17 protein-coding genes are annotated in these 15,825 nt (G+C 73.0%); 10 read left to right on the top strand and 7 right to left on the bottom strand.

Features of this window, described 5'->3' with window-relative positions:
• Nucleotides 1-33: 33 nt before the first annotated feature.
• On the bottom strand, nucleotides 34-1,062 hold the full coding sequence (locus ACEXOX_RS16680; protein WP_406521527.1) for an aldo/keto reductase: 1,029 nt from the start codon (nucleotides 1,060-1,062) through the stop codon (nucleotides 34-36).
• A gap of 7 nt (nucleotides 1,063-1,069) precedes the next feature.
• Nucleotides 1,070-1,537, bottom strand: a complete 468-nt coding sequence (locus tag ACEXOX_RS16685) for a MerR family transcriptional regulator (RefSeq protein ID WP_406521528.1) — start codon at nucleotides 1,535-1,537, stop codon at nucleotides 1,070-1,072.
• Nucleotides 1,538-1,769: 232 nt separating this feature from the next.
• On the opposite strand from ACEXOX_RS16685, the gene ACEXOX_RS16690 reads away from it, so the two are divergent.
• Entirely contained in the window at nucleotides 1,770-2,588 is an 819-nt protein-coding gene (locus tag ACEXOX_RS16690; RefSeq protein WP_406521530.1) for a serine hydrolase domain-containing protein, read from the top strand.
• 79 nt (nucleotides 2,589-2,667) lie between these two features.
• Here the strand turns inward: ACEXOX_RS16690 and ACEXOX_RS16695 are convergent, their stop codons facing one another.
• On the bottom strand, nucleotides 2,668-3,342 hold the full coding sequence (locus ACEXOX_RS16695; protein WP_406521532.1) for a pirin family protein: 675 nt from the start codon (nucleotides 3,340-3,342) through the stop codon (nucleotides 2,668-2,670).
• Nucleotides 3,343-3,415: 73 nt separating this feature from the next.
• On the opposite strand from ACEXOX_RS16695, the gene ACEXOX_RS16700 reads away from it, so the two are divergent.
• The 5 genes from ACEXOX_RS16700 to ACEXOX_RS16720 all read left to right on the top strand — a co-directional run bounded on the left by ACEXOX_RS16700 (nucleotide 3,416) and on the right by ACEXOX_RS16720 (nucleotide 8,413).
• On the top strand, nucleotides 3,416-4,606 hold the full coding sequence (locus tag ACEXOX_RS16700) for a PucR family transcriptional regulator (RefSeq protein WP_406521534.1): 1,191 nt from the start codon (nucleotides 3,416-3,418) through the stop codon (nucleotides 4,604-4,606).
• Nucleotides 4,607-4,695: 89 nt separating this feature from the next.
• Complete coding sequence (locus ACEXOX_RS16705) at nucleotides 4,696-5,637, top strand: ACP S-malonyltransferase (RefSeq protein ID WP_406521536.1); 942 nt, start codon at nucleotides 4,696-4,698, stop codon at nucleotides 5,635-5,637.
• 13 nt (nucleotides 5,638-5,650) lie between these two features.
• Nucleotides 5,651-6,697: a ketoacyl-ACP synthase III gene (locus ACEXOX_RS16710; protein ID WP_030023115.1), complete on the top strand. Its 1,047-nt coding sequence runs from the start codon at nucleotides 5,651-5,653 to the stop codon at nucleotides 6,695-6,697.
• Between the two features lie 120 nt (nucleotides 6,698-6,817).
• Nucleotides 6,818-7,066: an acyl carrier protein gene (locus ACEXOX_RS16715; RefSeq protein WP_406521537.1), complete on the top strand. Its 249-nt coding sequence runs from the start codon at nucleotides 6,818-6,820 to the stop codon at nucleotides 7,064-7,066.
• Nucleotides 7,067-7,144: 78 nt separating this feature from the next.
• Nucleotides 7,145-8,413: a beta-ketoacyl-[acyl-carrier-protein] synthase family protein gene (locus tag ACEXOX_RS16720; RefSeq protein ID WP_406521538.1), complete on the top strand. Its 1,269-nt coding sequence runs from the start codon at nucleotides 7,145-7,147 to the stop codon at nucleotides 8,411-8,413.
• A 190-nt stretch (nucleotides 8,414-8,603) separates the two neighbouring features.
• Here ACEXOX_RS16720 and ACEXOX_RS16725 read toward each other — a convergent pair whose 3' ends face one another.
• Nucleotides 8,604-9,473 (bottom strand): NAD(P)-dependent oxidoreductase, encoded by an 870-nt coding sequence (locus ACEXOX_RS16725; protein WP_406521540.1) that lies wholly within the window; start codon nucleotides 9,471-9,473, stop codon nucleotides 8,604-8,606.
• 52 nt (nucleotides 9,474-9,525) lie between these two features.
• Nucleotides 9,526-10,020, bottom strand: coding sequence for a DUF3145 domain-containing protein (locus tag ACEXOX_RS16730; RefSeq protein ID WP_030597503.1), 495 nt, complete (start codon nucleotides 10,018-10,020; stop codon nucleotides 9,526-9,528).
• A gap of 326 nt (nucleotides 10,021-10,346) precedes the next feature.
• On the opposite strand from ACEXOX_RS16730, the gene ACEXOX_RS16735 reads away from it, so the two are divergent.
• Together ACEXOX_RS16735 and ACEXOX_RS16740 are read left to right on the top strand one after the other, a co-directional pair.
• Nucleotides 10,347-11,243, top strand: a complete 897-nt coding sequence (locus tag ACEXOX_RS16735; RefSeq protein ID WP_406521543.1) for an SGNH/GDSL hydrolase family protein — start codon at nucleotides 10,347-10,349, stop codon at nucleotides 11,241-11,243.
• 180 nt (nucleotides 11,244-11,423) lie between these two features.
• Nucleotides 11,424-12,176, top strand: coding sequence for a DUF4097 family beta strand repeat-containing protein (locus tag ACEXOX_RS16740; RefSeq protein WP_406521544.1), 753 nt, complete (start codon nucleotides 11,424-11,426; stop codon nucleotides 12,174-12,176).
• Here ACEXOX_RS16740 and ACEXOX_RS16745 read toward each other — a convergent pair.
• Nucleotides 12,114-12,473, bottom strand: a complete 360-nt coding sequence (locus ACEXOX_RS16745; protein ID WP_406521545.1) for a hypothetical protein — start codon at nucleotides 12,471-12,473, stop codon at nucleotides 12,114-12,116. The genes ACEXOX_RS16740 and ACEXOX_RS16745 overlap by 63 nt on opposite strands.
• A 211-nt stretch (nucleotides 12,474-12,684) precedes the next feature.
• Here ACEXOX_RS16745 and ACEXOX_RS16750 point away from each other — a divergent pair, with 211 nt between their 5' ends.
• Nucleotides 12,685-14,010: a pyroglutamyl peptidase gene (locus tag ACEXOX_RS16750; RefSeq protein WP_406521547.1), complete on the top strand. Its 1,326-nt coding sequence runs from the start codon at nucleotides 12,685-12,687 to the stop codon at nucleotides 14,008-14,010.
• Nucleotides 14,007-14,786, top strand: a complete 780-nt coding sequence (locus ACEXOX_RS16755; RefSeq protein ID WP_406521549.1) for a carbon-nitrogen hydrolase family protein — start codon at nucleotides 14,007-14,009, stop codon at nucleotides 14,784-14,786. Before ACEXOX_RS16750 ends, ACEXOX_RS16755 begins: the two co-directional genes overlap by 4 nt.
• 135 nt (nucleotides 14,787-14,921) lie before the next feature.
• Here the strand turns inward: ACEXOX_RS16755 and rbsK are convergent, their stop codons facing one another.
• Nucleotides 14,922-15,821: a ribokinase gene (gene rbsK, locus ACEXOX_RS16760; protein WP_406526370.1), complete on the bottom strand. Its 900-nt coding sequence runs from the start codon at nucleotides 15,819-15,821 to the stop codon at nucleotides 14,922-14,924.
• Nucleotides 15,822-15,825 lie beyond the last annotated feature (4 nt).

Consider the following 15,825-nt stretch of genomic DNA (forward strand, 5'->3'; position numbering starts at 1 on the left):
GGGGGACGGCTCCGCCCGCCGCACATCCGGGTGTTACTCCCGGCCCGCCGAGGTGGACGTCATGTCCGCGTACCGGTCACCCGCGACCTTGCCCGCGACCGGCGCCAGCAGCGCCAGCTCCTCCTCGCTGAGCACGATCCGCGTGGCGGCGGCGTTCTCCTCGATCCGGCTGCGCTTGCGGGTCCCCGGGATCGGCACCACGGCCAGGCCGTGCACCTGCGCCTGCTGCTGCACCCAGGCCAGCGCGACCTGCCCGAGCGAGGCCCCGTGGGCCGCGGCGACCTCACGGACCGGTTCCAGCAGCGCCGCGTTGGCCCGCGCGTTGTCGCCGGTGAAGCGGGGCTGCTGACGGCGGAAGTCGTCCTCGCCCAGCTCCTTCTCGGCGCTGACGAACGAGCCGGTCAGGAAGCCGCGGCCGAGCGGCGAGTACGGCACGAAGCCGACGCCCAGTTCGCGTGCGGCCGGCACCACGCCGTTCTCCACGTCCCGGCTGAACAGCGACCACTCCGACTGCACGGCGGTGATCGGGTGCACGCTCTGGGCCGCGCGCAGTTCGCTGCCGGTGACCTCGCTCAGGCCCAGGTGCTTGACCTTGCCCTCGGCCACCAGCTCGGCCATCGCGCCGACCGAGTCCTCGATGGGGACGGCCGGGTCGCGGCGGTGCATGTAGTACAGGTCGATCGCGTCGACGCCCAGGCGGCGCAGGCTCGCCTCGACGGCCTCGCGGATGTAGGGGCGGTCGTTGCGGATGACCCGCTTGGCCGGGTTCAGCGGGTCGGCCGGGTCCGCGGCGATCGCGAACTTCGTCGCCACCACGACCTCGTCGCGGTGCGCCTGGATGAAGGGGGCTATGAACTCCTCGTTGTGGCCCATGCCGTACATGTCGGCGGTGTCGAAGAGCGTGACGCCCAGTTCGAGCGCCCGCTCCAGCGTGGCCCGCGCCTCGCCCTCGTCGTCCGTCGGGCCGTACGCGAAGCTCATGCCCATGCAGCCGAGGCCCTGGACACCGACCAGCGGTCCGGAGGCGCCCAGCTCAACGGTGCCGATGTGCTCTGTGGTCATGCCGTCCTCAGACTCTCTCCGACGCCCGGCGGGCGTCGGCGTAAATGTCGATCTTGTAGTCGAGGACCTGGAGGGTGCTCTGCAGCTCGGCGATCCGCTGCCGTACGTCCTCGCGGTGCGCGGTCAGCAGCCGTTCCCGCTCGGGGAAGGTGTGCGCGCCCTCGCGTACCAGTCCGGCGTAGCGGACCATGTCCGCGACCGGCATGCCGGTCAGGCGGAGCTTGGTCACCAGGTCCAGCCAGTCCAGGTCGCGGTTGCTGAAGCGGCGCTGGCCCGTGTGCGTACGGTCCACGTGCGGCATCAGCCCGATCCGTTCGTACCAGCGCAGGGTGTGGGCGCTCAGGCCGGTGTGCTCGGCGACCTCGCTGATCGTGTACTGGTCGCGGCCGGTGGGCCGCGGGTGCAGGACCGGTCCTTTGCAGGCCGTCAGCCGTGCGGGTTCCCGCGCCGTCCGGTCCGTCGCCGTCACCGTCATGCCGTGCCTCCCGTAGTCGCCGGATGTCCCGTCGCCGGAACGTTTTCTCCGGATCTCTCACGACGGCTTCAACGCTAGAGACTTGGAGTGCACTCCAAGCAAGCGAAGTCTTGACCCGGTCTTGAGGAGACCCGCGGCCGGCCGGCCTCCCTCACCCGCCCGTCCCGGCCCGGACCCGCCTTCTCCCCCGGCCCGTCCCGGCCCCGCCACCCGGAGCGTTAGGCTCGTGGCCATGCCCTTGCAGAGCCTTCGGATGATCGAGAACTGGCCGGTGCCGACCGCGGCCGTCGCTGTCGTACGGACCGACGGGACGGTGGCCGGATCGTACGGTCCCCAGGAGCACCGCTTCCCGCTGGCCTCGGTCACCAAGCCGCTCGCCGCGTACGCCGCGCTGCTCGCCGTCGAGGAAGGGGCGGTGGAGCTGGACGAACCGGCCGGACCGCCGGGCTCGACCGTGCGCCACCTGCTCGCGCACACCGGCGGGCTGGCCTTCGACGAGGACCGGGTGCAGGCCGCGCCGGGCGAGCGCCGGCTGTACTCGAACGCGGGCTTCGAGGCGCTCGGCGACCACATCGCCAAGGCCACCGACATCCCCTTCCCGCAGTACCTGCGCGAGGCGGTCCTCGAACCGCTCGGCATGACCGCCACCGACCTGCCGGGCTCCCCCGCCAAGGACGGTGTCTCGACCGCCGCCGACATGGCCAGCTTCGGCGCCGAACTCCTCGCGCCGCGCCTGCTGGCGCCGCAGACGCTCGCCGAGGCGACGTCGGTGGTCTTCCCCGGCGTCCGCGGCGTGCTGCCCGGCTACGGGATGCAGAACCCGAACGACTGGGGCCTGGGCTTCGAGATCCGGGACGGCAAGTCGCCGCACTGGACGGGCGCCTCGTCCTCGCCCCGCACCTTCGGGCACTTCGGCCAGTCGGGCACGTTCCTGTGGGTCGACCCGGACGCGGGCGCGGCCTGCGTCGCGCTGGCCGACCGGGCCTTCGGCCCCTGGGCGGTCGAGGCGTGGCCGCCGCTCACGGACGCGATCCTCGCCGAGCTGCGCTGAACACGCGCAGCGGTGCCGCGGGGGCCGGGCCGTACGACGGTCCGCCGCCCCCTCCGCCGTACGACGGGCCGTCTCCTCCTCAGCCGTACGACGGTTCGCCCGGCATCTCCCAGAGCAGGCACTCGGCGGCGCCCTCGGCGGCCAGCTCCAGGTCGGCCGCGTCCGTGACGCGCGCCGCGTCCCCGGCCGCCAGGCGCTCGCCGGCCAGCCGGATCGCACCGCGCACGACGTGCACGTACATCCGCGGCGCGTCCGGCACGGCGGACCGTTCGCCGTCGGCCAGCCGTCGAACGTGCAGCATCGACGCGGCTCCGGGCAGCGCGTACGGCGTGCCGTCGGCGATGCCGCGCACCACCTCGTACTCCGGTTCGCCGCCGGACCCGGTGGGCGCGAGCCACATCTGCACGAACCGCAGCGGCCCGTCGCCGCCGTTGCGTTCCTCGTGCCGCACGCCGTCCGCCGAGCTGAGCCGCTGCACGTCGCCGGGCCGCACCACCGTCTCGTGGCCGGTGGTGGAGTCGCGGTGGGTCAGCTCCCCCTCGACGACCCAGGTGACGATCTCGGTGTCGCGGTGCGGGTGCTCGCCGAAACCGGCGCCGGACACCAGCCGTTCCTCGTTGCAGGCGACCAGCGCGCCGAAACGCAGGTTGTCCGGGTCGTAGTGCGGGCCGAAGGAGAAGGCGTGCCGGGTCTCGATGCCGGCTGCCGCGTCGCCGCCCGGATAGCGTTCGTCGCCTCTGTGTACCTGGATCACCCGACCACCGTAGCCCCCGCCCCCGAGAGCCCACCGCGCCGTCACACCGCCCCGATAAGGCAGGCTTGTCCCCGTGTCTGAACCCGCATCGCGCGACCCGCACCCGCATCCGCACACCGCGACCCTCCGCCGTCTGGAGAAGTCGTCGGGAAAGCTGGCTGCCAACGCCATCGCCCGCATGGACGCGCAGCTGCCGTGGTACCGCGCCATGCCGCCGGAGAACCGCTCCTGGATCGGGTTGGTCGCCCAGGCGGGCATCGCGGCCTTCACCGAGTGGTTCCGGCATCCGGAGACGCCGCAGGCCATCAGCACCGACGTGTTCGGTACGGCGCCGCGCGAGCTGACCCGGGCGATCACTTTGCGCCAGACCGTCGAGATGGTCCGTACGACCATCGAGGTCATGGAGGCGGCGATCGACGACGTGGCGGCCCCCGGGGACGAGGGCGTGCTGCGCGAGGCGCTGCTCGTCTACGCGCGGGAGATCGCCTTCGCCACCGCCCAGGTGTACGCGCAGGCCGCCGAGGCGCGGGGCGCGTGGGACGCGCGGCTGGAGTCGCTGGTGGTCAACGCGGTGCTGTCCGGGGAGGCGGACGAGGGGGCGATCTCGCGGGCCGCCGCGCTCGGCTGGAATTCTCCCGAACATGTGTGCGTTGTACTGGGTACGGCCCCCGACGGGGACAGCGAACTGACGGTGGAAGCCATCCGCCGCGCGTCCCGGCACGCCAAGCTCCAGGTGCTCACCGGCGTCCTGGGCAGCCGCCTGGTCGTCATCGCGGGCGGCTCGGACGACCCGCTCAAGGCGGCGAAAGCCCTGATCGGACCGTTCGCGGCGGGCCCGGTGGTGGCCGGACCGGTGGTGGCCGACCTGCTGGCCGCGACCCGCTCCGCGCAGGCCGCCGCCGCGGGACTGAAGGCATGTGCCGCCTGGCCGGACGCACCCCGTCCCGTACTGTCCGACGACCTGCTGCCGGAGCGGGCGATGGCGTCCGACCCGGCGGCGCGTGAGCAGCTGGTGGAGGAGATCTACAGACCACTGGAGGAAGCAGGCTCGGCGCTCCTGGAGACGCTGAGCGTGTATCTGGAACAAGCCAGCAGCCTGGAGGGCGCGGCGCGGATGCTCTTCGTGCACCCCAACACCGTGCGCTACCGGCTGCGACGTGTGACCGACGTCACCGGATGGTCACCCTCGGACGTACGCTCCGCCTTCACGCTGCGCATCGCGCTGATCCTGGGGCGTCTGGCCGACAGCGACAGCCAACTCTAGACTTTTGTAGAACACCGACAATTCCCCTGATGGTTCTTCGTCCCTGTCCCCACGGGCGGGCGGGACCTCCCACAAGAGAGAGTGTGAGGGTGCTCGTACTCGTCGCTCCCGGCCAAGGCGCTCAGACGCCCGGCTTCCTGACCCCCTGGCTCGACCTCCCCGGTGTCGAAGACCGGCTCCGCGCGTGGTCGGCCGCCATCGACCTGGACCTGGTCCACTACGGCACGAACGCGGACGCGGACGAGATCCGCGACACCGCGGTGGCACAGCCGCTGCTGGTGGCGGCCTCCCTGGTGTCCGCCCGACAGCTCTTCGCGACCGCCGAGGACTTCTCCCGGCAGGTCGGCGCCGCCGCCGGGCACAGCGTCGGCGAGCTGGCCGCCGCCGCCCTGACCGGCGCGCTCTCCGAGGACGACGCGCTGACGCTGGTGCGCAAGCGCGGCCTGGCCATGGCCGAGGCCGCCGCCGTCACGGAGACGGGCATGGCCGCCCTCCTCGGCGGCGAGCAGGACGTCGTCCTGCCGCACCTGGAGAAGCTGGGCCTGACCCCCGCGAACGTCAACGGCGCGGGCCAGATCGTCGCCGCCGGCACCGCCGCGCAGCTCGCCGCGCTGGCCGAGGACAAGCCCGAGGGCACCCGCCGCGTCGTACCGCTGAAGGTGGCCGGCGCCTTCCACACCGAGCACATGGCTCCGGCCGTGACGGCCCTGGAAGCAGCGGTCGGGCAGGTCACGGCCGCCGACCCGCACACCCGGTACGTCTCGAACAAGGACGGCCGTGTCGTCACCGAGGGGCAGGACGTCGTGCGCCGCCTGGTGGGCCAGGTGGCCAACCCGGTGCGCTGGGACCTGTGCATGGAGACGTTCAAGGAGCTGGGCGTCACCGGCATCATCGAGGTGAGCCCCGGCGGCACCCTCGTCGGCATCGCCAAGCGCGCGCTGCCCGGTGTGCAGACCCTCGCGCTCAAGACCCCGGACGACCTCGACGCGGCCCGCACGCTGATCGCCGAGCACTCTGCCCAGGCCGAATAGGAGCCCCGAGAGCATGACCTCGAAGATCAAGCCCGCCAAGGGCGCCGCGTACGCGCGCATCATGGGTGTCGGCGGCTACCGCCCGACCCGGGTGGTGCCGAACGAGGAGATCCTCAAGCACATCGACTCCTCCGACGAGTGGATCCGCTCGCGCTCCGGCATCGCCACCCGCCACTGGGCCGGCCCGGACGAGACCGTGGCCGCCATGTCGGTGGAGGCGGCCGGCAAGGCCATCGCGGACGCCGGGATCACGCCCGAGCAGATCGGCGCGGTGGTCGTCTCGACCGTCTCGCACTTCAAGCAGACCCCGGCCATCGCGACCGAGATCGCCCACAAGGTCGGCGCGGGCAAGCCCGCCGCGTTCGACATCTCCGCGGGTTGCGCCGGATTCGGCTACGGTCTGACGCTCGCCAAGGGCATGATCACCGACGGCAGCGCCGAGTACGTGCTCGTCATCGGCGTCGAGCGGCTCTCGGACCTGACCGACCTGGAGGACCGGGCCACCGCGTTCCTCTTCGGTGACGGCGCCGGCGCCGTGGTCGTCGGCCCCGGCAAGGAGCCCGCGATCGGCCCGACCGTCTGGGGCTCGGAGGGCGACAAGGCCGAGACGATCAAGCAGACCCTCGGCTGGGACGTCTACCGCCGCACCCCGGTGCCCGGCGGCAACGGCCCGGACGCCCAGCCGGCGCTGGACGAGATCCGCTACCCCGCCATCACCCAGGAGGGCCAGGCGGTCTTCCGGTGGGCGGTGTTCGAGATGGCGAAGGTCGCCCAGCAGGCGCTGGACGCGGCCGGAGTCAGCCCGGACGACCTGGATGTCTTCATCCCGCACCAGGCCAACATGCGGATCATCGACTCGATGGTGAAGACTCTGAAGCTGCCGGAGAGCGTCACGGTCGCCCGTGACGTGGAGACCACCGGCAACACCTCGGCCGCCTCGATTCCGCTCGCCATGGAGCGGCTGCTGGCGACCGGGCAGGCCAAGAGCGGGGACACCGCGCTCGTCATCGGCTTCGGGGCGGGTCTCGTCTACGCCGCGACGGTCGTTACCCTCCCCTAGGCGAGATTCGCGCAACGCGTCCGGTGACCTCGCGTCCCGGTGCCTGCGCGGAACTCGTCCACATCCCCGGAACTGCAGACTTTCTACCGTTCCCCGACCCATTACCGAAGGAGCGCCATCATGGCCGCCACCAAGGATGAGATCGTCAAGGGTCTCGCCGAGATCGTGAACGAGATCGCCGGGATCCCCGTCGAGGACGTCCAGCTGGACAAGTCCTTCACCGACGACCTGGACGTCGACTCGCTGTCCATGGTCGAGGTCGTCGTCGCCGCCGAGGAGCGCTTCGACGTGAAGATCCCCGACGACGACGTCAAGAACCTCAAGACGGTCGGCGACGCGACCGATTACATCCTCAAGCACCAGGACTGATCCAGTCCCGGCGCATGTCGCCACCCCGCGGTGGCGCCGTCGATTCTCAACCCCTCAACCTGTGGAGTAGGAATTTCCGTGAACGCGACCAATCGCACCGTGGTCGTCACCGGTATCGGCGCAACCACACCGCTGGGTGGCGACAGTGCCTCGACCTGGGAAGGGATGCTCGCCGGACGCTCCGGCGTGTCCGCCCTCGACCAGGACTGGGCGGCCGACCTCCCGGTCCGCATCGCCGCCGCGGCGGCCGTCGACCCGGGTGAGATCATCCCCCGGGCGCAGGCCCGCAAGCTGGACCGCTCGGCGCAGCTCGCGCTGATCGCGGCCCGTGAGGCGTGGGCGGACGCCGGTTTCGAGGCCCGGGCCGGCGAGGACTCCTCGGTGGACCCGGACCGGCTCGGCACCGTCATCGCCTCCGGCATCGGCGGCGTGACCACCCTGCTGAACCAGTACGACGTCCTGCGGGAGAAGGGCTCCCGCCGCGTCTCCCCGCACACCGTGCCGATGCTGATGCCCAACAGCCCGTCGGCCAACGTCGGCCTGGAGGTCAACGCGCGGGCCGGTGTGCACACCCCGGTCAGCGCCTGCGCCTCCGGCGCCGAGGCCATCGGCTACGGCATCGAGATGATCCGTACGGGCCGTGCCGACGTCGTCGTCGCGGGCGGTACGGAGGCGGCCATCCACCCGCTGCCGATCGCCGCGTTCGGCAACATGATGGCAATGTCCAAGAACAACGACGACCCGCAGGGCGCCTCCCGCCCCTACGACGCGGACCGCAACGGCTTCGTGCTCGGCGAGGGCTCCGGCGTGATCGTCCTGGAGTCGGCCGACCACGCCGCCAAGCGCGGCGCGAAGGTCTACGCCGAGGCCGTCGGCCAGGGCATCTCCGCCGACAGCCACGACATCGTGCAGCCCGAGCCGTCCGGCAACGGCATCGCGCACGCCCTGCAGAACCTGCTCGCCAACACCGACCTCAAGCCCGCCGAGATCGCGCACGTCAACGCGCACGCGACCTCGACGCCGCTGGGCGACCTGGCCGAGATCAAGGCGCTGCGCAAGGTCTTCGGCACCGACGCCGACCACATGGCGATCTCCGCCACCAAGTCGATGACCGGCCACCTGCTGGGCGGCGCGGGCGGCGTGGAGACCGTCGCCTCGGTGCTGGCGATCCACCACCGGGTGGCGCCGCCGACCATCAACATCGAGAACCTCGACCCCGAGGCGGCGGACGCGGACATCGTCCGGGACGAGAAGCGCGCGCTGCCCGCCGAGGGCACGATCGCGGTGCTGAACGACTCGTTCGGCTTCGGCGGTCACAACGTGGTGCTGGCCTTCCGGACCGTGTGACCGGAGCCGGGACCGCTGGTCCGTGAGGTGTGCGAAGGGGCCGTGCCGTGTGGCGCGGCCCCTTCCGCGTGCCCGGGGGCGTGCGGCGGGGGCTCCCTGCGTGTACGGGGCGTGCGGCGCGGCTTTCCCGCGTGTACGGGGGCGTGCGTACCGCCCCGTCCGCGCACCCGTGGCCGCGTACGCCTCGGACTCAGAAGCTGGCGTAGTACGCCGCCGCGCCGTCCTCGTCGCCGTGCCCCTGCGCCTCCGCCCGCCGGAAACGCTCCGCAGCGGCCGCCGTCAGGTCCATGTGCACCCCGCCCGCCGCGGCGGCCTCCTCGATCAGCCGGGCGTCCTTGCGCGCGGCGGACACCGTGAAGCTCGCCGGATAGGCGCCGGACAGGATCAGCTCCGACTTCATCCGGAGGTACGGCAGGTCGAGCGGTCCGCCCTCGACCGCTTCGAGGAAGGAGCGGGGGTCCGCGCCGAGCCCCTGGGCGAGGGCCAGTGCCTCGCCGGTGCCGTTGATGACGGTGAGCACCCAGCTGTTGACGACGAGCTTGAGGCGGCTGGCCGCGCCCGAGGACGCGTCCTCGTCGATCCACAGGGTGCGCTGTCCGACGATGTCGAGGATCCGTGCGGCCCGGTCCCGTACCTCCTGCGGTCCGGCCGCGAGAACGGTCAGCAGGCCCTTCTCCGCGGGTTCCTTCGTACCGACCACGGGCGCGTCCACGAGGTCCAGGCCGTGTTCGCGGGCGAGGGCGGCGAGCGGGGCGGTTCCGTCGGCGCCCACGGTGCTCATCTGGAGCCAGAGGGTCCGCGCGCGCAGGGCGGGGGCGCTCGCCCGTACGGCGTCCAGGACGGCCGGTCCGTCCAGCAGGACGGTCAGGACGGCGTCCGCGCCGTCCACCGCCTCGGCCGGGGTGTCCACGACCCGTACACCGTCGGCGGCCAGGGGTTCGGCCTTGGCGCGGGTGCGGTTCCAGGCGCGGACGTCCAGGCCGGCGCCGGCGAGGTTGCGGGCCATCGCCGAGCCCATGATTCCGGTGCCGAGCACCGCCACTGAGGTCTTGTCAGGCATGCCCGCACGCTACGGCTTGGAGCGCGCTGGAGGGCAAGCGCGACGCGGCGCCTCAGACCACCTGGTGCAGCCAGCGGACCGGGGCGCCCTCGCCGGCGTACCGGAAGGGCTCCAGTTCGTCGTCCCAGGGCTTGCCGAGCAGCTTGGCGACCTCGGCCGCCAGCTCGGTCTCGCCGCCCGCCGAGCGGGCGAGCGCGGCGCGCAGCCGGTCCTCGGGGATCAGGATGTCGCCGTGGATGCCGGTGACGGCGTGGAAGATGCCCAGCTCGGGCGTGGCGCTGTAGCGCTCGCCCTCGGCGGTGGCACAGGGTTCGGCGGTCACCTCGAAGCGCAGCAGGTGCCAGCCGCGCAGCGCGGAGGCCAGCTTGGAGGCCGTGCCGGCCTCGCCCTGCCAGGAGAACTCCGCTCTCCAGGTGCCGGGGGACGCCGGCTGGCGGATCCAGTCGAGATTGACGCGCACGCCGAGGACGCCCGCGACGGCCCATTCGACGTGCGGGCACAGCGCGCGCGGTGCGGAGTGGACGTACAGAACTCCACGTGTCGTCACCGGGACCTCCAGTACGGTTCGAGGTTCGCCTTCCCCAGCGGCCTCGTGCCCGTTCCGGTCGCGGCCGGGACAGCTGCAAGCATTCTGCCCCAGTGATCTCGTCGGCACCAGCATCCGAGGTTACCTACAGTAAACACCATGAGCCCCAATTTGCCGCAAAAGGGACAGTAAATGACGTGATGTAATACACGCGTGCCGACTGTGCCGGTGCCATCGGGCGAGGACCCTACGGGTCACGGCACAAGCTACCGCGCGGCAGACGTCGGGGGGTGACGTACCGTCGGTACGGGAACAGATATCACTCGCACGCCGGAGGGGGACAGGGGATGACCGTGGTCAATCGGCCCTTTCGGCCAATCCGGGCCCGTACCTCCGCGGCCGCCGTCCTCACGGCGGCCGCGCTCACCGTCTCCCTGACGGCCTGCGGCGGCGACCCCGACGGCGGGGGCCGGGCGGCCCCCGGCCCCTCCCCCAAGCCCTCTCCCGCCTGGCGCGCCGACCCCGCCTCGGTGGCCGCGCTCGGCGACTCCATCACCGTCGGGTTCGACGCCTGCTCGGTGCTGTCCGACTGCCCCGCCGTCTCCTGGGCCACCGGCACGGACCCGGCGGTGAACAGCGTCGCCCGGCGGCTGGTGAAGGACCCCGCCACGCACAGCTGGAACTTCGCGAAGACCGGCGCGCTGATACGCGATCTGCCGGCCCAGGTCGAGCAGGCCGTGAGGAAGCGCCCCGAGCTGGTCACCGTCCTGGTGGGCGCCAACGACGCCTGCCGCACCGACGTCGGCGCGATGACCACGGCGACCGCCTTCCGCGCCGACTTCGAGGCGTCGCTGCGCGCGCTGCGGCGCGCCCTGCCCAAGACGCAGGTGTACGTCGCGGCCGTGCCCGACCTGATGCGGCTGTGGTCGCAGGGGCGGCAGAACCCGCTGGGCAAGGAAGTGTGGAAGCTCGGGATATGCGGCTCGATGCTGCGCGACCCCGACGACCTGTCGAAGGCCGCGGACACCCGCCGGCAGAGCGTGCGGGACCGGGTGGTGGCCTACAACAAGGCCCTGGAATCGGTCTGCGCGCGCGACAAGCTGTGCCGCTTCGACCGGTCCGTCTTCGACTTCCGCTTCACCGGCGCGGAGTTGAGCGCCTGGGACTGGTTCCACCCCGGCCGGGAGGGGCAGCGGGAGCTGGCCCGGATGGCGTTCCAGGAGATCACCCGTAAGGGGACGTAGCAGCCCTGACGTGACGGCGCGGGCACCCCTAGGGGGAGGGCGGGCAGATCGTTCCTGCTGGGGATCCGGGCGGAACGCGCGGCGCGGGAGGATGGCAGCCGGCCCGAACCGCCGTGCGGTCGGGGCCCGTACACCGCTCAGCGCTCGCGCACCGCTTTCCGCACCCCGGGGGGACCCACCATGACCGCACGCCGTACGACCGGGCCGGAGCACCGCACCACCAGACCGGGGCACCGCGCCACCCGTACCGCCCTCGCCACGGCCGCCCTCGTCACGGTGGCCGTCGCGGTCACCGGCTGCGAGCTGACCGAAAAGGTCACCGAGACCGAGCGCAGCTACACCGTCGAGGGCCGGGCGACGACGCTGGACGTGACGACTCCGGGCGGCAACATCCACGTGGTCGCCGACGACACGGTCGGTGACGGTGTCCAGGTGACGGAACGCGTCATCTACGGCAAGAGAAAGCCCGGCACCCGGCACTCCCTCGACAACGGCACGCTGAAGCTCACCGCGGACGACTGCGGTGGCGTCGACAGCAAGTGCAGCGTCGCCTACCAGGTGCGGATGCCGAGGTCGGCCACCGTGAAGCTGGCGACCGACGGCGGGGACATCGACGTCAAGGGAGCCGTGGGGGCCGTCGACGCCCGCACCAGTGGCGGCAGCATCGAGCTCAGGGACTGCGCGGCCAAGCAGGCGGCCGTGAAGACCGACGGCGGGGACATCGAGGCGCGCTTCACCGCCGTACCGGACCGGGTGGACGGCCACACCAGCGGCGGCCGGATCACCGTCCGGCTGCCGCAGGACCGTTACGCGGTGGACGCCACCACGGACGGCGGGGACCGCACGGTCACCGCCCGCGCGGACAGCGGCTCACCGCACCGGGTCAAGGTGCACAGCGACGGGGGCGACGTGGAGGTGCTGGCCGGGGGCTGAGGTGCCGCGGCCGCCAGTGGGTGACCGGCCGGGCAGGTCGCGCAGGTCGCGCACCTGAGGGTGACGGGGGCGCATGCGGCGTACGTCGTCGCTGACGGTCCGTGGCTGCTTCTGCGTATCGGCCCAGGTCGCCGGCAGGGTGAGAGCGTCGGCGCCGGGCGTACCGGGATCCGCGGCGCAGGTGGTGATGGTGACGTGCGGGTCGCCGGGCAGTGCGAAGTCGTCGTACGCGAGGTCCATCGTTCCGGCGGCCGGGGGACGGTCTTGCGTCCGCGCGAGTGGCGGCGCACGCGCCATGCCGAAGAGGTCCGCGTACAGGGCGCGGCCCAGGTCGTTTGTTCTTGAGCCTCGGCGCAGCCTCGGCGGCAGGTGAGCAGCTCGGTGAAGGCGAACCGGACCGCGCCGGCGGGCGGCGAGGTGCGGGCGAAGGCTGAGGGCGGCCGGTCCGCGCGGGAAGGAAATGGATCAACCTCTTCCGCCCACGGCGGGTCGCCGGTTTACTCGCCCCATGAGACGCATACGTACCTCGGTGGGCGTGTTCGGCGCCGTGCTGCTGACCGCGGCCCCGCTCGCCCTCACCACCCCTTCCGCCACGGCGGCCTCCCCCGCCACCGCCACCGCCCGGCAGGCGACGGCCGCGCCGAGCGTCGAGGAGCAGCGGCTGTCGCAGCGCGCGCCGCAGGAGATCCTGCGGCGCAGCGGGTTCGCGGATGTGGCCGGGACGTTCGGTGAGGGGCTCGCGCGGGTGCACTCGTACGGGGCGGCGAAACGGTACGTCACGGACGCCGGACGCGGCCTGTGGCGGCGCGCGGTGGACCGCGTCCAGGGGCGCGGCCCGCAGGGCGGCGACCTGAGCCGGGACGACGACCGGCCGCTGTACTGGGCGCGGCTGGGCATGACCAAGGCGCTGCGCGAGTGGAAGCCGCAGTTCCGGCTGACCGCGGGCCAACGGGAGGCGCTGACGGGGGCGCTGGAGCGCGGGTCGCGCGGGCAGGACTCGATCGACCTGCCCGGCGGGCACGGAGGGAAGCGGCCCCTGCGCGTCGTCGTGACCGGCTTCGACCCCTTCCAGCTGGACGCGGACGCCCGCCGCAGCAACCCGTCGGGCGCCGCGGCGCTCGCGCTGGACGGTACGACGGTCCGTACGTCCTCCGGGCGGCTCGCCCGTATCGAGACCGCCGTCTTCCCCGTACGGTGGGCGGACTTCGCGGCGGGCACGGTGGAGCGGACGCTGCTGCCGCACTTCCGGCGCGGGCCGCACCAGGTGGACCTGTTCACCACCATCAGCCAGGGACGGCCGGGACGGTTCGACCTGGAGCGGACGAACGGCGCCTGGCGGGGCGGCTATCCGGACAACGCGCGCGCGTCCCGGACCGAGACGGTGCCCGTACCGAAGGGCGTGCCGACCGTACGGCCGCAGCCGCAGTGGACCACCACGAGCCTGCCGTACGCGCAGCTCACCACCGCTCCCACCGGGCCGTTCCCGGTGCGGGACAACACGGAGGTGACCGAGATCCCGGCGGGCGGCGGGGCGCCCGTCGAGCGGCCGGACGGGCCGACACCGGGCTCCACGGCGCGCGCGGGCGGCGGCGGTGACTACCTGTCCAACGAGATCGGCTACCGGGCGACGCTGCTGCGGGACGCGCTGAAGCTGAAGGTGCCGGGCGGCCATCTGCACACGCCGGTCCTCCAGTTCGGCGCCGGGAACACCGATCCGGCGACCGGCGCGGTCACCGATCCCGACTTCGTACGGAACCGGAATGCCATCACCGGGCAGGTGCGGAGCATCCTGACGGCCGCGTTGTCAGTGGCACCGGGCATCATGGAGAAATGATCGTCGCAGCAGCACAATTCCCGTCCGCGCCACTGGACATCGCGGCCAACGCGGCGCGGATGGCCACTCTGCTCACCGAGGCCGCCGGCCGCGGCGCCGAGCTGGCCGTCTTCGCCGAGCTGGCCCTGACCAACTACGAACTCGACGCGATAGCCGCCGCCCCGGAGCAGTACGCCCTCGCGCCGGACGACGCGCGGCTGGCCCCCGTCCGGGACGCGTGCCGGGCGGCGGGCGTCGCCGCGGTGGTCAACGGCCCGGGCCGTGGCCCGGCGGGCACGGCGGACGGCATGACGATCGCGTCGTTCGTGTACGGGCCGGACGGCGCGCTGCTGACCCGCTACGACAAGCACCATCTGTACGGCCGGGAGACCGGGCTGTTCACGGCGGGGCCGGCCGCGGGCGGCCGGTTCACCTACCGCGGCCTGAAGTTCGCCCTCGCCACCTGCTACGACAACGCCTTCCCCGAGGTGGCCGAGCAGGCCGCTGCCGACGGCTGCCAGGTGTATCTGGCCAGCTCGTTCCACGACTCGGTGGAGCGCACGGAGCAGTACGCCGCCACGGCGCGGGACAACGGCCTCGACGTGCTGCTCGCCAACGGTGTCGGCCCGGGGAGCGAGAGCGTGGCCTGCGGGTACAGCGGCACATGGGCGGCGGACGGGACCTGCCTCGCGCGGCTGGCCGACGGGGACGGGGCGGCCGTGGCCGAGGTGGGGCGGGCCGCCGAGCGTGCGGCGGGGGTTGCGGAAGGCATACGGGAGCCGGTGAGCAACCGGTGATCCGAGACCTGCACGACGTCCGGTAGCAGCCTGCGGAAGGTGGTTCCCCATTGCTGACGGTGCACCAGAGGTGAGCGGGCCCGGGCGGGACGGCCTGCGTACGGCCGTCCCGCCACGCCCCGCGTGTGCCTCCGCTCAGGAGGGCAGTTCGTCCAGCGTCGGGTAGGACGGCTGGGCGCCCGGCTTGGTGACGGCCGCGGCGCCCACCCGTACGGCGAAGCGGGCCGCGTCCGTGAGGGAGTCGCCGCGGGCCAGGCGGGTCGCGAGGGCGCCGGTGAAGGCGTCGCCCGCGCCCGTGGTGTCGACGGCCTCGACCTTGACGCCGGGGACCCGGCCGGTGCCGCCCTCGCCGTCGACGACCAGCGCGCCGTCGCCGCCGAGGGTGACCACGACCGAGCGGGCGCCCTGCTCGCACAGCGCCCGGGCCCAGTCCTCCGGGGTGCCTTCGCCGCGGCCCGTGAGCTGCTGCGCCTCGTGCTCGTTGACCACCAGGGGGTCGGCGGCGGCGAGCAGCTCCGGGTCGAGGCTGTCGGGGGTCGGGGACGGGTTGAGGACGACCCGGGTGCCGGTCTCCGTGGCCGTGGCGGCGGTGGCCCGTACCGTCTCCATGGGCACCTCCAGCTGGAGGGAGACGGCGGCGGACGCGGCGATGACGTCGCGGGCGGCCGCCACGTCCTCGGGGGTGAGCGCCGCGTTGGCGCCCGGGGAGACGACGATGCTGTTGTCGCCGTCCGGCCCCACGATGATCATCGCGGTGCCGGTACGGGCGCCGGACTCGACGATCACGTGCGCGACGTCCGTGCCCGCGGCGCGCTGCGCGTCCAGCAGCAGCTCGCCGTACGCGTCGTCGCCGACCCGGGCCAGCAGCCCGACCCGGGCGCCGAGCCGGGCGGCGGCGGCCGCCTGGTTGGCGCCCTTGCCGCCCGCCGACTCGACCAGGTCGGAGCCGTGCACGGTCTCGCCCGCGCCGGGCCGCCGCGCCACCCGGACCGTCAGGTCCGCGTTGGCCGAGCCCACTACCAGTACGTCGTACATCTGC

Source organism: Streptomyces sp. Ac-502 (genome assembly GCF_045222935.1).
Lineage (GTDB): Bacteria > Actinomycetota > Actinomycetes > Streptomycetales > Streptomycetaceae > Streptomyces > Streptomyces monomycini.

Bases quoted from the DNA above. Each gene is read 5' to 3' on its own strand.
- ACEXOX_RS16680 (WP_406521527.1), bottom strand. From the start codon at position 1,062: ATGACCACAGAGCACATCGGCACCGTTGAGCTGGGCGCCTCCGGACCG.
- ACEXOX_RS16685 (WP_406521528.1), bottom strand. From the start codon at position 1,537: ATGACGGTGACGGCGACGGACCGGACGGCGCGGGAACCCGCACGGCTG.
- ACEXOX_RS16690 (WP_406521530.1), top strand. From the start codon at position 1,770: ATGCCCTTGCAGAGCCTTCGGATGATCGAGAACTGGCCGGTGCCGACC.
- ACEXOX_RS16710 (WP_030023115.1), top strand. From the start codon at position 5,651: ATGACCTCGAAGATCAAGCCCGCCAAGGGCGCCGCGTACGCGCGCATC.
- ACEXOX_RS16715 (WP_406521537.1), top strand. From the start codon at position 6,818: ATGGCCGCCACCAAGGATGAGATCGTCAAGGGTCTCGCCGAGATCGTG.
- ACEXOX_RS16725 (WP_406521540.1), bottom strand. From the start codon at position 9,473: ATGCCTGACAAGACCTCAGTGGCGGTGCTCGGCACCGGAATCATGGGC.
- ACEXOX_RS16735 (WP_406521543.1), top strand. From the start codon at position 10,347: ATGACCGTGGTCAATCGGCCCTTTCGGCCAATCCGGGCCCGTACCTCC.
- ACEXOX_RS16740 (WP_406521544.1), top strand. From the start codon at position 11,424: ATGACCGCACGCCGTACGACCGGGCCGGAGCACCGCACCACCAGACCG.
- ACEXOX_RS16745 (WP_406521545.1), bottom strand. From the start codon at position 12,473: ATGGCGCGTGCGCCGCCACTCGCGCGGACGCAAGACCGTCCCCCGGCC.
- ACEXOX_RS16750 (WP_406521547.1), top strand. From the start codon at position 12,685: ATGAGACGCATACGTACCTCGGTGGGCGTGTTCGGCGCCGTGCTGCTG.
- ACEXOX_RS16755 (WP_406521549.1), top strand. From the start codon at position 14,007: ATGATCGTCGCAGCAGCACAATTCCCGTCCGCGCCACTGGACATCGCG.
- rbsK (WP_406526370.1), bottom strand. From the start codon at position 15,821: ATGTACGACGTACTGGTAGTGGGCTCGGCCAACGCGGACCTGACGGTC.